Source organism: Arachidicoccus rhizosphaerae, from assembly GCF_900107765.1.
Classification (GTDB): domain Bacteria; phylum Bacteroidota; class Bacteroidia; order Chitinophagales; family Chitinophagaceae; genus Arachidicoccus; species Arachidicoccus rhizosphaerae.
In genome coordinates, this window is record NZ_FNQY01000024.1 from 22897 (window position 1) to 40155 (window position 17259).

At 43.4% G+C, this 17259-nt stretch carries 14 protein-coding genes; 1 reads left to right on the forward strand and 13 read right to left on the reverse strand.

Features of this window, described 5'->3' with window-relative positions:
- Nucleotide 1: 1 nt before the first annotated feature.
- From BLU80_RS15860 to BLU80_RS15875, 4 genes are all read right to left on the reverse strand, one after another.
- A complete protein-coding gene (locus BLU80_RS15860; protein WP_091400439.1) occupies nt 2-757 on the reverse strand; it encodes an NTP transferase domain-containing protein in 756 nt (251 codons plus the stop codon).
- 144 nt (nt 758-901) lie between these two features.
- On the reverse strand, nt 902-2851 hold the full coding sequence (gene abc-f, locus BLU80_RS15865) for a ribosomal protection-like ABC-F family protein (protein ID WP_091400440.1): 1950 nt from the start codon (nt 2849-2851) through the stop codon (nt 902-904).
- 113 nt (nt 2852-2964) lie between these two features.
- Nucleotides 2965-3552, reverse strand: a complete 588-nt coding sequence (locus tag BLU80_RS15870) for an acetate uptake transporter (RefSeq protein WP_091400442.1) — start codon at nt 3550-3552, stop codon at nt 2965-2967.
- A 174-nt stretch (nt 3553-3726) separates the two neighbouring features.
- Nucleotides 3727-4323 carry a DNA-3-methyladenine glycosylase I gene (locus tag BLU80_RS15875; RefSeq protein WP_244518974.1) on the reverse strand — a complete coding sequence of 199 codons (597 nt, stop codon included), beginning with the start codon at nt 4321-4323 and terminating at the stop codon, nt 3727-3729.
- 153 nt (nt 4324-4476) lie between these two features.
- Here BLU80_RS15875 and nagB point away from each other — a divergent pair, with 153 nt between their 5' ends.
- A complete protein-coding gene (gene nagB, locus BLU80_RS15880; RefSeq protein ID WP_091400444.1) occupies nt 4477-6381 on the forward strand; it encodes a glucosamine-6-phosphate deaminase in 1905 nt (634 codons plus the stop codon).
- Nucleotides 6382-6605: 224 nt separating this feature from the next.
- On the opposite strand, the gene BLU80_RS15885 is transcribed toward nagB, so the two are convergent.
- The 9 genes from BLU80_RS15885 to BLU80_RS15925 form a co-directional block, all read right to left on the reverse strand.
- On the reverse strand, nt 6606-7622 hold the full coding sequence (locus tag BLU80_RS15885; protein WP_091400446.1) for a cytochrome d ubiquinol oxidase subunit II: 1017 nt from the start codon (nt 7620-7622) through the stop codon (nt 6606-6608).
- Between the two features lie 10 nt (nt 7623-7632).
- On the reverse strand, nt 7633-8979 hold the full coding sequence (locus BLU80_RS15890) for a cytochrome ubiquinol oxidase subunit I (protein ID WP_091400448.1): 1347 nt from the start codon (nt 8977-8979) through the stop codon (nt 7633-7635).
- Between the two features lie 575 nt (nt 8980-9554).
- A complete protein-coding gene (locus BLU80_RS15895; RefSeq protein ID WP_091400450.1) occupies nt 9555-10772 on the reverse strand; it encodes a pyridoxal phosphate-dependent aminotransferase in 1218 nt (405 codons plus the stop codon).
- 153 nt (nt 10773-10925) lie between these two features.
- Complete coding sequence (locus tag BLU80_RS15900) at nt 10926-11873, reverse strand: glycosyltransferase family 2 protein (protein WP_244518976.1); 948 nt, start codon at nt 11871-11873, stop codon at nt 10926-10928.
- A gap of 126 nt (nt 11874-11999) precedes the next feature.
- Complete coding sequence (locus tag BLU80_RS15905) at nt 12000-12527, reverse strand: DUF4199 domain-containing protein (RefSeq protein ID WP_091400452.1); 528 nt, start codon at nt 12525-12527, stop codon at nt 12000-12002.
- 25 nt (nt 12528-12552) lie between these two features.
- Entirely contained in the window at nt 12553-13821 is a 1269-nt protein-coding gene (locus BLU80_RS15910) for a dihydroorotase (protein ID WP_091400454.1), read from the reverse strand.
- A gap of 116 nt (nt 13822-13937) precedes the next feature.
- Nucleotides 13938-15068: a cysteine desulfurase family protein gene (locus tag BLU80_RS15915; protein WP_091400456.1), complete on the reverse strand. Its 1131-nt coding sequence runs from the start codon at nt 15066-15068 to the stop codon at nt 13938-13940.
- 167 nt (nt 15069-15235) lie between these two features.
- Nucleotides 15236-16621: a phosphoglucosamine mutase gene (gene glmM / locus BLU80_RS15920; RefSeq protein ID WP_091400458.1), complete on the reverse strand. Its 1386-nt coding sequence runs from the start codon at nt 16619-16621 to the stop codon at nt 15236-15238.
- A gap of 92 nt (nt 16622-16713) precedes the next feature.
- Nucleotides 16714-17202 carry a T9SS type A sorting domain-containing protein gene (locus tag BLU80_RS15925; protein ID WP_091400460.1) on the reverse strand — a complete coding sequence of 163 codons (489 nt, stop codon included), beginning with the start codon at nt 17200-17202 and terminating at the stop codon, nt 16714-16716.
- Between the last annotated feature and the right edge of the window lie 57 nt (nt 17203-17259).

Genomic DNA, 17259 nt, shown 5'->3' on the forward strand with positions numbered 1-17259 from the left:
GCTAAAAGGTTTGCTGGTCGCTAAGGTCTTCTGAAAGAAGTGCTTCTGCCAGCTCAATATCACTCAGATGGTCAATATCAATGATCCTGCCTAAATCAAAGGCTTTTAAATAAAGGCCACGATCTAATAATGTTTGTTGAAAATTCCGCATTTTATGGATACCGGCTTTAAATGCGGGGATAGCCTCAGCCAGGGCCGGGGCTCTTAATAAATATATTCCCCCGGAAATCCAGGGCTCACCGGCTTTGGGCTGGTTGGCAAATTGTGTAATCCGGCCATCTGAATCCGTATAAACATGTAAGGGTTTGTCGTCTTCAATAAAACTGGTCACGGCCATCAGTCCATCCAGTTGGGGCGCTGATACAAAAGCCTCTATATAGCTTTGGAAAAGTTCCCCGGAAAAAACCGGATCAATAGTGGAAATGCAGACCTCCTGTTTATCTGCAGCGGGCATGGATTCTAGTAAGGCGAAAAGGCTGTGAAAAGAACTGGGGGTATCCTTATAAATAATATGAATAGGCGCTGAGGATATTTTCCCGTCAGGCAAAGCTGCCTGCTGATTTTCAATAAATTCTCCGACCTCTTTTTCGGAACTGTTTAAAATGATGTAAATGGCCGTAGCGTCATTGCTTTGAAAGAGGCGAATCAGTCTTTCGATCAACGTTTCTCCCAGCAGTTTCACCATGGGTTTAAACCCGTGGTAGCCATCTGCCTTTAATCTGGAGCCTTCTCCTGCCGCTATAATGCCATAAACCATATCTAAAATTTGTGTGCAAAGATAAGTCAGACTGGCTTTTTTACCCCACTTTTTAAGGGATTTAGCAAAAATAATCGTTTAAACATCGTTTTTAGTCGGTAAACGGTAGTGCCTGCTAATTTTTAGGCGCGTATTCCACCCCGGCTATAAACCGGACTCGAGTTCCAGAATCTGCTCAAACAATGATTCATAATCGTTTTCTGCCTTCTCCAGCTGCTTTTTAACCTCATTATAATTTTTCTCCAGCTCACTGAATTTATCCGGCTGAGCGTACGTATCGGGGCTGGACATCTCCAGCTCAATACCCGCTTTCTTCTTTTTCAGACCATCAATCAGTTCTTCGGTTTTTTCCAGCTGACGCTGTTGGCGTTGCAGGTTTTTTTTCTGTTCTCTGTCCAGTTGAGGCTGTACCGGGTCGTTTTTAGGGGGAGCCGCAACCGCTTTGGGAATATCCTGTTCTTTGACCTGTTCTTTTTGTTGTTCTTTTAATCTGCTGGCCATCAGTTCCTTCCATTCCATGTATTCCTGATAGCTGCCTTTAAATTCCTTGATCTCGTTGTTTTCAATTTCCCAGATCTTATTGGCCGTCTTGGAAATAAAATAACGGTCATGGCTAACAAAGATTAAGCTGCCCTCATATTTATTGAGTGCGGTGGCCAGCAGGTCCACGGAGTGCATGTCCAGGTGGTTGGTCGGTTCATCCAGCATCAGAAAGTTGGATTTGCTGGCAATGACTTTTGCCAGGGCCACGCGTGCCTTTTCCCCCCCGCTCAGGATTTTAATCTTTTTATCGATTTCCTCCCCGCCGAACATAAAGCCGCCGAGCAGACTGCGCAGTTCAAGTTCTGTTTTACCGCTGCCGCAAAGCTGCATCTCTTCAATAATGGTATTGTCCAGGTTTAAACTTTCCAGCTGGTGTTGCGCATAGAAACTCTCCTCCACATTATGGCCCCAGATACGTTCTCCCTCAAAGGATTCCGTATCCGCTATCATTCTAAGTAAAGTAGATTTACCCTTTCCATTGGCTCCTATTAGGGCGATTTTATCCCCGCGGTCAATTTCTGCGGACGCATTTTTGACGATAATGCGCTCACCAAATGCTTTGGAAACGTTTTTTAAGGTGACCAGGATTTTTCCCGGTTGTTTATCAATCTGAAAATTAATTCTAAGATTAGGCCTTTCCATTTCCACCTGCTCAATCCGGTCGATTTTGTCCAGTCTTTTCATTGCGGACTGTGCCTGAGCCGCCTTGGTGGCCTTGGCCCGGAACCTTTCAATAAAACGCTCCTGTTGTTTGATGTATTCTTGTTGGTTCTCATAAGCCCTTTGCTGCATTTCTATGCGTAACTCCTTTTCTTTTTGATAATAAGCGTAGTCACCAGTATAGATATGTAGTTGTTGCTGATAGAGTTCTACAATTTTATTCACCATTTTATTTAAGAAGAACTGGTCATGGGAAACGATCACGACGCTGCCCTTATATCCGGAAAGATATTTTTCCAGCCATTCAATGGAAGGTAAATCCAGGTGGTTGGTCGGTTCATCCAGTAGTAATACATCGGGTTGTTGCAGGATCATTTTGGCTAGTAGTACCCGCATGCGCCAGCCACCCGAAAAGGTTTTATAGGGCCTGTTCAGCTCTTCATTACTGAATCCCAGGCCGTGCAGGACTTCCTCGGTCCGGTGCTGGATGGTATAGCCATCCAATACGTCCATTTCATGCAAATAATCCGTATATTTTTCCAGGAGCTTCTCATCACTGTCGTTTTCCAGGATAATGCCCAGGCGTTCAATCTCTTTTTCTAAAAACCGTATTCTTTCAAAGGCACCCATGGCCACCTCCAGAATACTTTCCTGCGTATCAAAGCTTAAAAGATCCTGATGCAGATAGCCGATGGTCGTGGACTTGCCTCTTTCAACCGTTCCGGAAGAAGGCTGGTATTGTCCTACCATGACCTTTAAAAGGGTGGATTTACCGGTGCCGTTATAGCCAATCAGGCCGATTCTTTCTCCCGGATGGATATGCCAGGTGGCATCGGCTACTATAGTACGGGCACCAAATTCAAAGGTGACATTATTAAATCCAACGAGCATAGCTGATTTTTTTGTGGGGCAAAAGTAAGCATTTTACGGCGGTCAAAAAATCAGAGATACAAAGAGGCCATTCTCTTTAGGTAAAAGAGAATAAAAGGGAGGTAATCACCGGTTTATTTTACCTTGCCCAGCGGTAGTATAGTTCTGCCAAAGGATTCATTTATAATTTCTGCAAGAGCGGTGTAAATGGCTGATAATCCGCAGATAATACCTTCATGACCTGCAAATTTAGTAATCGCGGCATTCCCGGTGAATTCTGCTGCAGCCAAAAGAAAAAATAAAATAGTCAGGGTGCCAAATACAACCTGCAGGGCCCGGCTGGATTTAAGCGTGGGGAAGAACATCCCAAAAGTAAATATTCCCCAAAATAACAGATACCAGCCCATGGAACTGCTCATATCGGCCTGTGCATCCCACCATCCTATTTTGGGCAACACCAAAAGCCCTACCAGGGTCAGCCAGAAAAAACCGTAGGAAATAAAAGCGGTGGTTCCAAAAGTATTCCCCTTTTTCCATTCCATAATGCCAGCAATTACCTGGGCAATACCACCATAGAATATGCCCATGGCCAAAATCATGGAACTGAGCGGAATGAGCCCCGCATTATGTACATTGAGTAATACAGTTGTCATCCCAAAACCTAAAAGACCTAAAGGAGCCGGATTGGCCGTTTTGTCGACCTGAATGATTTGATTGTCCATTTATTTTTTTCTTAAAAATAATGGAGATTTTCTAATATATATAAAAATACACATAATAAATAATCAATATTTTTCCACATTTACTGTTAGTTTTTTTATTCCGGCAGAAAAGCAGGACCTGATTTATCCGGCGGGCGTAGTTTTCAGTACTTCATGAAAAAAATGAGATAAGTTTTATTTTTTGGGCTTTTTGTTTAAGGGAAGATTTTTTAGTTTATTTAATTTTTTCATGATCGGGCAATCCGGGTCGTGCGCGCCTGGCAGATAACCGGTACTCATTAAAAATTCTCCTGTGATTTCTCCACCGGTAAATTTAAAAGTCTTTTTAAAGAGCTTCACCCACTCGGGCTTAGATAACGGGTGATGGCTATCTAACCAGTTTTTAAAGGAGCCATGTGATTGCTGAAGGGTTAACAGGACCCCTGCATTATAAATCACGGCCTGTATTTTAAGGCGGTTGCGGATAATACCCTCATCTGAGAGCAGTCTTTGAATATCTTTATCTTTATAGCGGGCAATTTTGATGATCTGGTAACCATCAAAGGCCTTTTGAAAGGCCGCTTCCTTTCTCAAAATAGTAGCCCAGGAAAGGCCGGCCTGGTTGATTTCCAGAATCAACCGGCCAAAGAGCTGGTTGTCATCCTCTAAGGGAAAACCATAATACCGGTCATGATAAACTTTATGGATCAGATCTTTTTCGGAGGTGATGGATTGCACAAAACGACAATAACTCATGGTTGCACTTTTTTTAGAAAAAGTAAAATTATCCATTTTTTTGCAAAAGGCGGATTTTCATAATAATGGATTCACAATATTGACTGGCAGGGCTTTTGTTTTGGCAAACGTTTGTCTAGACTGCATTTCTTTTAGGTATTTTGAACTAACTTTACGGCTCACATTCACCCATCAAACTCCAAATTAATTATGAACATGGTTGACTCTTTTGAGAAAATCCCTGTGGAAATTTACAAAACACCGGATGACGGTTCTTTGGCAGTAGCCAGGGAAATCAGTGATCTGATTCGCAAAAAGGCGGCGAATAATGAAAAATGTGTATTAGGGCTTGCAACAGGCTCCACTCCTATTCAGCTCTATCAGGAACTGGTCCGGATGCATAAAGAAGAAGGACTCAGTTTTAAAAATGTCATCTCTTTTAACCTGGATGAATACTATCCGATTAGCCGGGATTCCATCAATAGTTACTGGACATTTATGCACCAGCATTTATTTGATTACGTGGATATAGATCCTGCCAATATTCATATGCCTAATGGAGAATTGGCAAAGGCAGATGTGCGGGAAGCCTGCGAAGCATATGAGAGAGACATCGATGCTGCAGGTGGAATTGATCTGCAGTTACTCGGTTTAGGCCATAACGGTCATATTGGTTTTAATGAACCGGGTTCCAGTTTATTTTCCAAGACAAGACTGTTGATCCTGGATAATAATACGCGTATTGCCAACTGCAGAGACTTTGTCAATCTGTCCAAAGTGCCAAGACTGGCCATTACCATGGGGCTTGGAACTATTATGAAATCCAAACGTATTGTACTGCTGGCCTGGGGCAATAAAGCACCTACGGTTGTTATGGCCGTGGAAGGGCCCGTCACCGATCAGGTGCCTGCCAGCTATTTACAACAACACAGCAACTGCAGCTTTGTAATTGATGAACTGGCGGCTTCTGAGCTGACCCGTTTTAAATCACCCTGGTTATGCGGCAATGTGGAGTGGACAGATAAACTGATGCGCAGAGCCGTGGTAGATATGGCCCTTAAAATCGGTAAACCTATTTTAAGCCTGACCAATAATGATTATAATGAAAACGGTCTGAGTGATTTATTGGCGGACAACGGAGATGCCTATGAAATCAACCTACAGGTGTTTTATATGTTGCGGGATTCTATCACCGGCTGGCCGGGTGGCAAGCCTGAAGAACCCAGAGCAAATCATCCGGAGCGCTCTACCCCATACCCTAAGACCTGTCTGATTTTCTCCCCTCATCCTGATGATGATATTATTTCCATGGGTGGAACCTTTATGCGTTTACATGATCAGGGACATAACGTCCATGTTGCTTACCAGACCAGTGGTAATATTGCCGTGACCGATGAATTTGTAACGCGTTTTCTGGATTTTGCCGTAGGATTTGATCAACTCACCCGCCAGGACGCTTCCACCAGTAATAAGATTCTAAAGGAAGCGCAGGAGTTTATAGCGACCAAAAAATCCAATGATATGGATACGGAAATAATCCGTGCTGTAAAAGGGTTGATTCGCCGCTGTGAGGCTAAGGCCACTGCTAAATACGTAGGTCTTCAGGATGATCAGATTCATTTTATGAACCTGCCATTCTATGAAACCGGCACCATTGAGAAAAAGCCCATGGGCGAGGATGATATCAAAGTAACCATGGAACTATTGCGCAAAATCCAACCGCAACAGATCTATTGTGCCGGTGATTTGGCAGATCCGCATGGTACGCATAAAGTATGTCTGGATATTATTTTTGAGAGTATGAGAAGGCTGAAAGAAGCCGGAGATGCGTGGGTTAAAGACTGCTGGGTGTGGCTTTATAAAGGTGCCTGGCAGGAATGGGATATCGCTGAAATAGAAATGGCCATTCCGATGAGTCCTGATCAGGTGAAAAAGAAACGTTATGGTATTTTTATTCATCAGTCTCAGAAGGACTCCGTTCCCTTCCAGGGTTCAGACAGCCGTGAATTCTGGCAAAGGGCTGAAGAGCGTAATGCCAATACGGCAAGCCTGTATGCACAGCTTGGGCTTACTCAGTATGCGGCTATGGAAGCCTTTGTGCGCTGGCACTATTAATCATAGTTTTTAAAATCCCGGCTTCTTTATTTTAAAAGAGTCCGGTTTTAAATAAAGTCCTGTTTGTTGTCTATTAAAAGATACCGACAGGACTTTTTTATTTTTTGCCAATCTTTGAATCTGCCGATACTTCGCTTGTTTAAAAAACAGTTTGCTGTGATGAGGCTATTGCCGGGAAATCATGCAGCGGCTAAACGAAGACGGCTTTAAATTTTCTAAATTTTCTAGGCCTTAGTTCGGTTTGCCGATTTTCTAAAACTATACAGTAGATAAAAAAGTGCGGGCAGGATAAACAGACTGCCAATGAGCAGGGCTGCCCCCAGTGCATCAATGGTTTTGCCGGTTGCTTCGTGTTCCAAAAGCGAGAGGTAGCCGCCGTCTTTGAGTAATACAATTTTAGGGAAATGAATATAGGTAACGGAAAGCAAAATCATCGTTACCTGAAATCCGGCCAGAACAGGCAGTATCTTTACTTTTCCCTTACTGAGTAAATACCACAGTAGGATCAGGGAAAGGGAGGCCGCCGTTATACTAATTATGCCTACCGGGTTTGCGAATATCCAATCAAGTAGCGGAATATGCTGGTACAAGGATGCAAAAAATACCAGTGCTCCGGCTATAAATGCAGCTATATTTGCCGTTTTTGCCTTGGCAATAAACCGTCTTTTATCTTTTTCTCCCTGGGCCTCTCCTATTAAAAAAACAGCCGCCAAAAAAGCCGCTATGGCCACCGTAAAGCAACCTACCGCCACGCAGAACCAGTTCAGCCAGCTAAATACATAATCTTCCAAAAAGTCCTTAGGCTGTTGTGTTATTTTGCCTGTTACGGTACTGCCTGCAATAATCCCCAAAAACAAAGGGGTAATCAGTGAAGACCAGGTGAAAATGCGGTTATAGACCTGTTGCATGTCATCCACCACCGCGTCATAATGTCTGAAAGCAAAGGCGGTGCCACGGGCAATGATTCCCAGCAGCATGATGATCAGGGGGATATGCATCGCTGTAGACATGGTTGCATAGATCTTTGGGAAACCCACAAATAAAATAACAATGGCTATGATCAGCCACATGTGGTTGGCTTCCCAGATAGGCCCGATTGCCCGGTACATCGTGCGGCGGGTTCTGTCCTTATTATGGGCTCTTGTGAACAGTTCCAGGATGCCGGCCCCAAAATCCGCACCACCAAAAAGCAGGTAAAACCAAAGTGAAACCCATAGAAATGTAATGACGACGTATAGCATAACTTAGGTATTAATGAAGATCATGGCTGAATGTCAGCGCCTCGTTGTCTGAATTGTCATATAACTTGCCCACCATTTTAATCTGCCGGTAGAGCATAAAAACGACAATGGCGGACAGGGAAATATATACAGCGGTAAATAAATAAAAGGTATAGGGTATGCCTGGCATCGGAGTTACCGCATCCCTGGTTTTCATAATGCCATAAATAATCCAGGGTTGGCGCCCCACCTCTGTTACGGTCCAGCCTGCCTCTACGGCAATAAATCCCATAGGTGTTGCCAGCATAAATAATCGGAGCAGCCAGGTCTTATTTTGCCAGCTTTTCTTTTTAAGGATAATAATCAGGTATAAGACCGCAATCAACAGCATAAATATGCCTAAAGCGACCATTATCTGAAAGGAAAAGTGCGTGACCATAACAGGGGGCTGCTCTTCTTTAGGAATCTGATCATAGCCTTTAACGGGATGGTGCATATCGCCATAAGCCATAAAGCTAAGCAGCCCCGGTAGGCGAATGGCATAATTGACCTGTCCCGTAGCGGTATCCGGTATACCACCAATAATTAATGGTGCAGCAGCCTCTGTTTTCAGCACTGCTTCCATAGCAGCCAGTTTAGCCGGCTGCAGTCTGGCGACGTTTTTAGCGGAAATATCGCCACTTAAGGGTTGTAAAATAGCGGCAACCGCTGCAAAAGTGGCCGCAATTTTAAAGGCGGCCGCATGAAAGCGTATATTCTTTTTACGGTAAACCATAAAGGCATGCACCCCCGCCACCGCAAAGCCGGTAGCGGCGAAAGCTGCAATGCACATATGGAGCGCCTGGGAAAACCATGCGTCGTTAAACATGGCTTTAATGGGATCTATATTGATATACTCGCCATTTATAAAATCAAAACCTTTGGGGTTATTCATCCAGGCATTGGCCGCCACGACCAGAATGCCGGACAGCAGTCCGCTGATTCCTACCACCACACCAGTGGCCCAGACAAACCATTTATTGAATTTATCCCAGCCATACAGGTAAAATCCAAGCGCAATGGCTTCAATAAAAAAGGCCGTTCCTTCCAAAGAAAAGGGCATCCCGAAAATAGGTCCTGCTTTTTCCATAAAAGCCGGCCAGAGCAGACCGAGCTCAAAGGATAAAACAGTCCCTGAAACAGCGCCTGTGGCAAAGAAGATCGCCACCCCTTTGCTCCAGGCCCGGGTTATATTTTTATAAAGCGTATTGCCGGTTTTAAGATAAATAAAGTGAGAAACGGCCATAAAAAAAGGCATGACCATGCCAATACAGGAAAAAATAATATGGAAGCCTAATGATAAGGCCATTTGTGAGCGTGCAGCAATAAAGTTATCCATGGGCGGAAATGTTTAGCGTTGATAAGTCCGGAGCCAATATATATGCAAAGCTAACAAAACAGCGCCTAACGTTTGTTTATTTATCATTAAAAAATCGAAAATAAATGGGTCATATATGGTCTAAAAAAAGGTCCGTGGTAGAAACCACAGACCGTCTTCGATTGCTTGCCATATGAAAAAAAGGTAACTGAATAATTACTAAATCCATTCATTAATCAGTGTCAAATATCTTTAATTTGCTGTTGCTTTACGCCACGACAAATATAATAACTTCTTTGTTTTTGAAGACCTGCCTTTGCAAATCTTAAGCGATTTCGCTTTTGTTTTTATTGGACTCAACCGAGTATTCAAGGTTTAATCTGTTTTAAACAATTTTGAAATTTCTTACGGTTCAAAGATATAGTCTTTTTATGAAAACTTCTTAAACCGTTGTTCACCTTATTTCAATGTGGTTTTATATTGATTGGTTGCTTATTCCGCTAAAACCACCGCTTATCGCTATTATTGCACAAAGGTAAGTCAGAAAATGTTAGTAAAAAACTAAGAATATTTAAAAATTAACTAATTCAAAAAGGCTACACAACAGGCTTCCCGGCCGTTCTGTGCGGGTAAATTTTCAGCGCCTGTTCCAGGCAATCCATCGCCTTTTCTATTTCTGCCACATTCAGTACATAAGCTAACCGTACCTCATTTTTGCCTAAACCGGGTGTCGCATAAAATCCAGGTGCCGGAGCCATCATAAGGGTCTGTTGCTCAAATGAAAATTCCTCCAGCAGCCATCGGCAGAAATCCTCTGAGTCTGCTACCGGCAAACTGGCCATTGCATAAAAAGCTCCGCCTGGATTGGGACAGAATACACCTTCCATGGCATTGAGTCTACGCACCAGCGCATCTCTTCGGTTTTTGTATTCTTCTCTTGTGCTGTCAAAATAATCGGCAGGCAAATCGATGGCGGCTTCTCCCAGAATCTGGGCAAAACCGGGAGGACTCAGCCTGGCCTGGGCAAATTTCATCACCGTTTCCAGCACGCCCTTATTTTTAGTCACCAGGGCTCCCATCCTGGCACCGCAGGCACTGTAGCGTTTACTGATGGTATCGGTTAAAATGACATTTTGTTCAGCTCCTTTAAGCGTCATGGCGCTGATATGAGTGCCACCGTAACAAAATTCCCGGTAGGCTTCATCTGCCAGCAGATATAAGTTGTGTTTTAATATAATATCTTTTAGCGTATCCATTTCCTGGCGGCTGTATAAATATCCCGTCGGATTGTTGGGATTACACAGGATGATGGCCTTGGTTTTATCCGTGATAAGTTTTTCAAAGTCACTGACGGGCGGCAGGGCAAATCCATCCTGAATGCTGGAAGGGACGGGAACGACCTGTACGCCTGCTTCAACGGCAAAGCCGTTATAATTGGCATAGAAAGGTTCAGGGATAATCACTTCGTCGCCCGGGTTTAAGCAGGCCAGGAAGCTGAAAAAGATGGCTTCTGAACCTCCGGTTGTAATTAAAATATCCTCAAAACTAACATCAATCCCGATATGATTATAATATCCGGCCAGCTTTCTGCGATAACTCTCATTGCCTGCGCTGTGGCTGTATTCCAATACCCGCATATGGTTATGGCGTACGGCTTCCATAGCCGCAGGCGGCGTTTCAATATCTGGCTGTCCAATATTCAGATGATAGACATGCATTCCTTTTGCCTTAGCCTTTTCTGCAAAAGGGACCAGTTTACGTATAGGTGAAGCCGGCATCTGGATGCCTCTTTGACTTATAGATAAATTAGACATATAATATACTAATTCAATTAGTTAATTTTAATAGACAGGGCTTGTCGTCTGTACTTTTAGTTATCAGGCGGCAAAGGTAGTACAAAATACTACCAGTCATTTGTTTTTAAGAAAAAATTGTATCGGGGAGCGCTTAAGGGTAACAGCAAAGACTTAATCCAACCCCAGGCGCTGTTCTATCAGGTATTTATTACGGTCCGCACCGTTTCTCGCTATGAGTTCACCTATAAAACCCGCTAAAAAGAGTTGCATCCCGATAATCATGGCCGTCAGGGCAATAAAAAACAAGGGAGAATTGGTTAGCCCCTGAAATGGATGTATAAACTTATTGATAATCAATACTATGCTAATTACAAAGCCTATAAAGAAGCAAAGGCTGCCATACAGGCCAAAAAAGTGCATGGGTCTTTTACCAAACCGGCTGATAAAAGAAATAGTACCTAAATCCAGAAAGCCGTTGACAAATCTTTCCAGCCCGAATTTAGTTACCCCGAATTTACGGGCGCGGTGTTCCACTACTTTTTCCCCGATTTTCCTGAATCCTGCCCATTTAGCCAGCACGGGTATATAACGGTGCATTTCCCCGTATACTTCGATGGATTTGACTACTTTTTTATTATAAGCCTTAAGTCCGCAGTTAAAATCATGCAGTTTAATACCAGAGCTGCGTCTGGCGGCTGCATTAAATAATTTGGAGGGTAGATTTTTGGTCAGTTTATTATCAAAGCGTTTTTTCTTCCAGCCGCTGACCAGGTCAAAGCCATCAGTTTTGATCATTTTATATAAATCCGGGATCTCGTCGGGGCTATCCTGTAAATCAGCATCCATGGTGATTACAACGCTACCCAGGGCTGCTTTAAAACCTTCATTCAAAGCGGCTGATTTACCGTAATTGCGCTGAAATTTAATACCCTTGAAGTTTGTATTGATCTTGGCGATAGACTCTATAACGGACCAGCTGTCGTCCGTGGAGCCATCATCTACCATAATAACTTCATAGGTAAAATTGTTGTCTTTCATGACCCGGGTAATCCACTCTGCCAGCTCCGGCAGGGATTCGTCTTCATTGAATAAGGGAACAATTACGGATATATCTATCATAAAACGCTGTATACTAATATTTCTGGTTGCAGACTGTGTTGTCTGTTAGGTATCTATTTTTATTAACCCCCGACTTGCTTCTAAAAACAGGCCAGTTTTAATCGCGAATACTTAAAAATTATGTAATCAACTGAGTGGTTCTTGATTAAAAGGAGAACTGCCTGCTGGAATTCTTTTAGAAAAGGCGCCGCCCAGCAAGGCACCGATAACGCCTAAAACGGCGTAGTATAATAGGGTTCCAGCAATGATAAATACCATAAAGTATTGTTTGGTAACAGCGAGCCCGGCATTGATCTGATCCTCAGTTGCGCCCTTTTTGAGCCCTGCCTCTCTTTGAATCTGGAAGAACTGTTCTTTCATTTCCGGGAAAATTACTTTATACATTAAAATGGACCAGGTGATCATGATCAAGATGACAATGGCTACAATTTTAAACCCATAGGCGAACAGATTGCCAAATGTTACCTGCCCATCCAGGGCTTTACTTTGCTGCATGGTAAAATAGATAATCAGCCCTACAAAAATCAGCATATTTAACCAACCCAGTGGCTTGTTTTTGTCGAGTCCGGTAAAGTGCAAAATCAATTGATATACAATCATTATCAGAGCGATGATAATGCCTTTTTCCCAGAGTTTGCCTTTTTGGTTTTCCATGGAGGATAATTTATATTATAATAATTTAATTTTTTGTCATCTGATTATGGGAGATGGTCGCCAGTACTTTTCCCTTTAATGGTTTGTCAAAATAAGGGCTGTTCTCGGCTTTGCTTTTATTGACCGGTTTTGTAAAAGTACTGCTTTTAGCCGGATGGAAAATAGTAAGATCCGCCTCTTGCCCTACTTCAAAGGAGGCAGCGGACAGACCGAAAATGTCTTTTGCATTTTGGCTGAGCAGCGAAACGACGCTTTCTGCGCTGAGATCACTGATCGCTTCATTTAATGTACTATAAGCCGTTTGGAGTCCGATCATGCCGTTTTTGGCATATTCAAATTCCCGGACCTTATCATCTGTGTGTTGCGGAAAATGCTGGGTGGCGATACAGTCAATGGTGCCGTTTTTAACGCCTGCTCTGAGCGCTTCTCTGTCAACTGCTGTTCTGAGAGGCGGATTGAGTTTCAGATTGGTGTCATAATTTTTTAAATCCTCATCCGTAAATAATAAATGATGTGGAGTGACGCTGCAGGTAATACGAAGTCCTTCTGATTTGGCCTTTGCGATAAGGTCCACCGATCTGGCTGAAGATATACCTGTAAAATGCAGCTTGCTTTCTGTATAACGAACCAGCTCTATATCTCTTTGAATCATCAGTTCTTCCGCTATGGCCGGCAATCCAGGCAGTCCCAGCTGCGTGGATACAATCCCTTCATTGATCAGGCCATAGGTGCCAACAGTTTTATCAAAAGGCATCTGGATCAGCACACCGCCTGTTGCCCGGACATACTGCAGTGCTTTTAATAGTAAGCCTGCTGATTGCAAAGGAGTCTTGCCGTCAGAAAAGGCAATGGCACCACTGGCAGCCATATCATACATTTCTGACAACTCTTTTCCTTCCAGCCCCTTGGAAATCGCGCCAATCGGATAGAGCTCAACGGGAAGGCGGGATGATTTATCCTTAATATAACTGACCTGTGATTTGTTATCTACGACCGGGTGCGTGGAAGGCAATAAAAAGACATGGGTAAAGCCCCCCTGGAATGCGGCGCCGGCACCGGTCTGTAACTCCTCTTTAAACTCAAAACCGGGATCGGCAAAATCTGAGAAGATCTCTACCCAGCCCGGACTCAGAAAACCACCTTCGGCATCCAGTATATCTGTGTTGTCCTCCGCATTTAATGAAATGGACGGGGCAATTTGATCAATTTTCCCGTTTCTGATCAAAAGGTCTCCCCGGGAAAGGTCTTTATATACGTTTGTTGGAAAATTCAGGTTCTTAATCAGGATGTCCATAACTGCAAGTAGAAATTTAACGCAATATACATGCTAATTTGTGAATATTTAGGCATAAAAAAGCCATCATTTGATATTTTGATGGCTTTTTATGAATAAAGTCAATTTTTGATGGATTATAAGAGCTTTTTTAGCTGATCAATGACCAGATCGGCCTCTTCCAGTGTGTTGTATTTGGAAAAAGAGAACCGGACAGGAACAAGATGCTCTGTTGGATATAATGCCTGCATGACGTGTGATCCGACACTGGCACCGCTGGAACAGGCACTGCCGCCGGAGACGCAAATGTTATGGATATCCAGATTAAACAGCAGCATTTCTGTTTTTTCCGTCTCAGGAAAGCTGACACTTAAAACGCTATACAGACTCTCGCCTCTGGTGTCTCCATTAAAGCGAACCTGCTCAAACTCCGATTCCAGCCGCTTAATCATGTGATCTTTTATTGCCTGAATATGGCTCCGCTCCTGTTCATAATGGGCCATGGCCAGTTCCAGGGCTTTGGCAAACCCGACAATTCCGTAAATATTTTCTGTGCCGGCCCGCATATTGCGTTCCTGAGCCCCCCCTTCAATAAAAGGATGGATTTTAATGTTTTCATTGACATATAAGACGCCGATGCCTTTAGGTCCGTGAAATTTATGGCCGGCCGCACTGGTAAAATGCACTTTAAGCTTTTTTAAATCCAGCGGGTAATGCCCTACCGTCTGAACGGTATCGCAATGGAAAATTGCACCATATTGTTCTGCGAGTGTACCAACGGCTTCCACATCCAGCATATTGCCGATTTCATTGTTGGCATGCATCAGAGTGATTAAGGTTTTTTCGGCTGAGCCCGACAGTTTGTTTTTAAGATCTTCCAGATCAACATGTCCGTTTTCCAGTATCGCTACTTTCTCCAGACGCACTTCCCCCCTTTTGCTGAGCGCTTCCGTACAGTGCATGGTCGCATGATGCTCCAAGGGAGAAGTAATAATCCTGGTACACCCTAAATCCCTGACCGCAGCATTAATGGCAGTATTGGTACTTTCCGTACCTCCGCTGGTAAAAAAGATTTCTGCCGGATGAACGCCCAGCGTCTTGGCAACTGATTTACGGGCATTCTCCACAGCCAGTCTGGTTTCACGGCCATAGCTGTAAATAGAGGATGGATTACCAAAATGAGTAGTCAGATAAGGCAGCATGGCGTCCAGGACTTCTTTGTCCAGGGCAGTGGTAGCTGCATTATCAAAATAGATACGCCTTGTCATTTTTCTCTTAGTATTAAATTACAATCCTAACTAAAAAGCGCACCATTTAATCGTGCGCTTTCTAATTAAATTTTTGCAAAGATACTGGCTATTTCCTTATCAGAAAACCAATAGTTTAAGGGAGGTGAACCACCTTGTCTGCGCACTTAAGCTATTGAGCCGTAATCTTACATTGCTTCTTTGATATCCTGCATGATACGCTTGGCAATATTTTCCGCTGTAGTAGGCGAAGAACTCTCGGCATAGATTCTGACAATAGGCTCCGTATTGCTGGTACGCAGGTGTACCCAATCTTTATCAAATTCAATTTTCAACCCATCTTCCTGATTAATAGGGTTGTTTTTGTATTTAGTTTTGATCTGGTCAAAAATGCGGCTGACATCGATACCGTTTTCCAGTTCAATTTTATTTTTGGATATAAAGTAATTGGGATACTGAATGCGTAACTGATGCACGCTTTTGCGTTCTGTCATCATGGACAGGAATAGCGCAATGCCAATCAGCGCATCTCTTCCGTAATGCAGATCCGGCATAATGACGCCGCCGTTGCCTTCGCCCCCAATAACTGCGTTGACTTCCTTCATCTTTTTAACCACATTCACCTCCCCTACCGCACTGGCAAAGTACGCGCCTCCGGCTTTCTCGGTGACATCTCTAAGAGCTCTGGTGGAAGACATATTGCTGACCGTATTACCTTTTTTATGCTGTAATACATAATCGGCAATCGCCACCAAAGTATATTCCTCCCCGAAAAGAGAACCGTCCTCACTGACAAAACACAGTCTGTCGACATCAGGATCAACGGCGATACCCAGGTCCGCCTTTTGTTGTTTGACTTCGTTGCGCAGGCTATTGAGGTGCTCGGGTAAAGGTTCCGGATTGTGTGCGAACTTTCCGTTCACTTCTTCATTTAAAATAAAAATATCGCTTTGATTGACACCCAGCGCTTTTAACAGCTCCGGTACAGCGATAGCCCCGGTAGAATTAATGGCATCCACGACAACCTTGAAACCTTTGGCTTTAATGGCCTCCGGTTTAACCAGCGGATGCTTGACCACCGTATCAATATGTTTGGCAAGCACTGTTTCATTGATGGCATAACTGCCCAATTTATCAACACCTACAAAATTAAAATCTTCTTTTTCGACCATTTCTAAAATGGCAGCTCCATCTGCTCCGCTGATAAATTCACCATCCTGATTGAGCAGTTTCAGGGCATTCCATTCTTTAGGATTATGACTGGCAGTCAGGATAATGCCGCCTGCTGCATCTTCAAATTTTACAGCCATTTCTACGGTCGGGGTCGTACTAAGACCAACATCAATGACATCAAGGCCTACTGCATTTAAGGTTGATACCACCAGGCGTTGTACCATCTCTCCACTGATTCTGCCATCTCTTCCAACTACAATTTTACTATTGGTCTGGTTGTTTTGCTTAATCCATGTTCCATAAGCGGCTGCAAATTTTACGACATCTAAAGGGCTCAAGGTCTCTCCGGGTTTTCCGCCAATGGTCCCGCGGATCCCTGAAATACTTTTAATTAAGGGCATAATGCTTTGTTGTTATTGTAAGTTGATCTATAAAAGGTGTACAAACGTAGGTCCAAAATACTCTTGCATTTTTCATCATGAAAAATCATTCATTAATTCTTAACCTGGAATTTGCCGCTTTCCAGTATCGCCCCGCCAGGGCTTCTAAGCTGATAAACATATAAACCCCGATAATAATTTTCCAGGGTTACTTTTATGACCGAACCGGTAAGGGCCAGCTCTGCCATTTGTTTACCAGTAAAACTAAAGATAAAAAGTTTTGAATCTTTAGCCACGGCTTTGTCTAACTTAAAATTGATATAGGAAACGGCCGGATTAGGATAACAACTGACATGCTTTTCAGCTGTGCCAAGGATATTATCACCCAGATCCATGTTAAAAGGGTCGGTGGAAAAATTGGCAAATAAAGGATTGCCTACGGGTAAGGTAGCGGCTGCCGTTTGGTTCAGCCGACTGCTGCCTAAAAGCATAAGGAAGGATAAAACGCCAAACAATAAAACACGTCCGGCCTTTAACCCTTGACCGGGTCCCGCCTGCGAATTGTTTTGTTGCCTTAATTTATTACGTAAAATTTTATCCATTACCCAATTTGTTAAGCAAAGTTAATACTTTTTGTTCCAACTTGTTCTATCTAAGGG

What these genes read in the sequence shown, in the direction of transcription:
- BLU80_RS15895 (WP_091400450.1), bottom strand. Translation starts at nt 10,772, where the DNA reads ATGTCTAATTTATCTATAAGTCAAAGAGGCATCCAGATGCCGGCTTCA.
- BLU80_RS15875 (WP_244518974.1), bottom strand. Translation starts at nt 4,323, where the DNA reads ATGGATAATTTTACTTTTTCTAAAAAAAGTGCAACCATGAGTTATTGT.
- BLU80_RS15860 (WP_091400439.1), bottom strand. Translation starts at nt 757, where the DNA reads ATGGTTTATGGCATTATAGCGGCAGGAGAAGGCTCCAGATTAAAGGCA.
- BLU80_RS15910 (WP_091400454.1), bottom strand. Translation starts at nt 13,821, where the DNA reads ATGGACATCCTGATTAAGAACCTGAATTTTCCAACAAACGTATATAAA.
- BLU80_RS15925 (WP_091400460.1), bottom strand. Translation starts at nt 17,202, where the DNA reads ATGGATAAAATTTTACGTAATAAATTAAGGCAACAAAACAATTCGCAG.
- nagB (WP_091400444.1), top strand. Translation starts at nt 4,477, where the DNA reads ATGAACATGGTTGACTCTTTTGAGAAAATCCCTGTGGAAATTTACAAA.
- BLU80_RS15900 (WP_244518976.1), bottom strand. Translation starts at nt 11,873, where the DNA reads ATGATAGATATATCCGTAATTGTTCCCTTATTCAATGAAGACGAATCC.
- BLU80_RS15915 (WP_091400456.1), bottom strand. Translation starts at nt 15,068, where the DNA reads ATGACAAGGCGTATCTATTTTGATAATGCAGCTACCACTGCCCTGGAC.
- BLU80_RS15870 (WP_091400442.1), bottom strand. Translation starts at nt 3,552, where the DNA reads ATGGACAATCAAATCATTCAGGTCGACAAAACGGCCAATCCGGCTCCT.
- abc-f (WP_091400440.1), bottom strand. Translation starts at nt 2,851, where the DNA reads ATGCTCGTTGGATTTAATAATGTCACCTTTGAATTTGGTGCCCGTACT.
- BLU80_RS15885 (WP_091400446.1), bottom strand. Translation starts at nt 7,622, where the DNA reads ATGCTATACGTCGTCATTACATTTCTATGGGTTTCACTTTGGTTTTAC.
- glmM (WP_091400458.1), bottom strand. Translation starts at nt 16,621, where the DNA reads ATGCCCTTAATTAAAAGTATTTCAGGGATCCGCGGGACCATTGGCGGA.
- BLU80_RS15890 (WP_091400448.1), bottom strand. Translation starts at nt 8,979, where the DNA reads ATGGATAACTTTATTGCTGCACGCTCACAAATGGCCTTATCATTAGGC.
- BLU80_RS15905 (WP_091400452.1), bottom strand. Translation starts at nt 12,527, where the DNA reads ATGGAAAACCAAAAAGGCAAACTCTGGGAAAAAGGCATTATCATCGCT.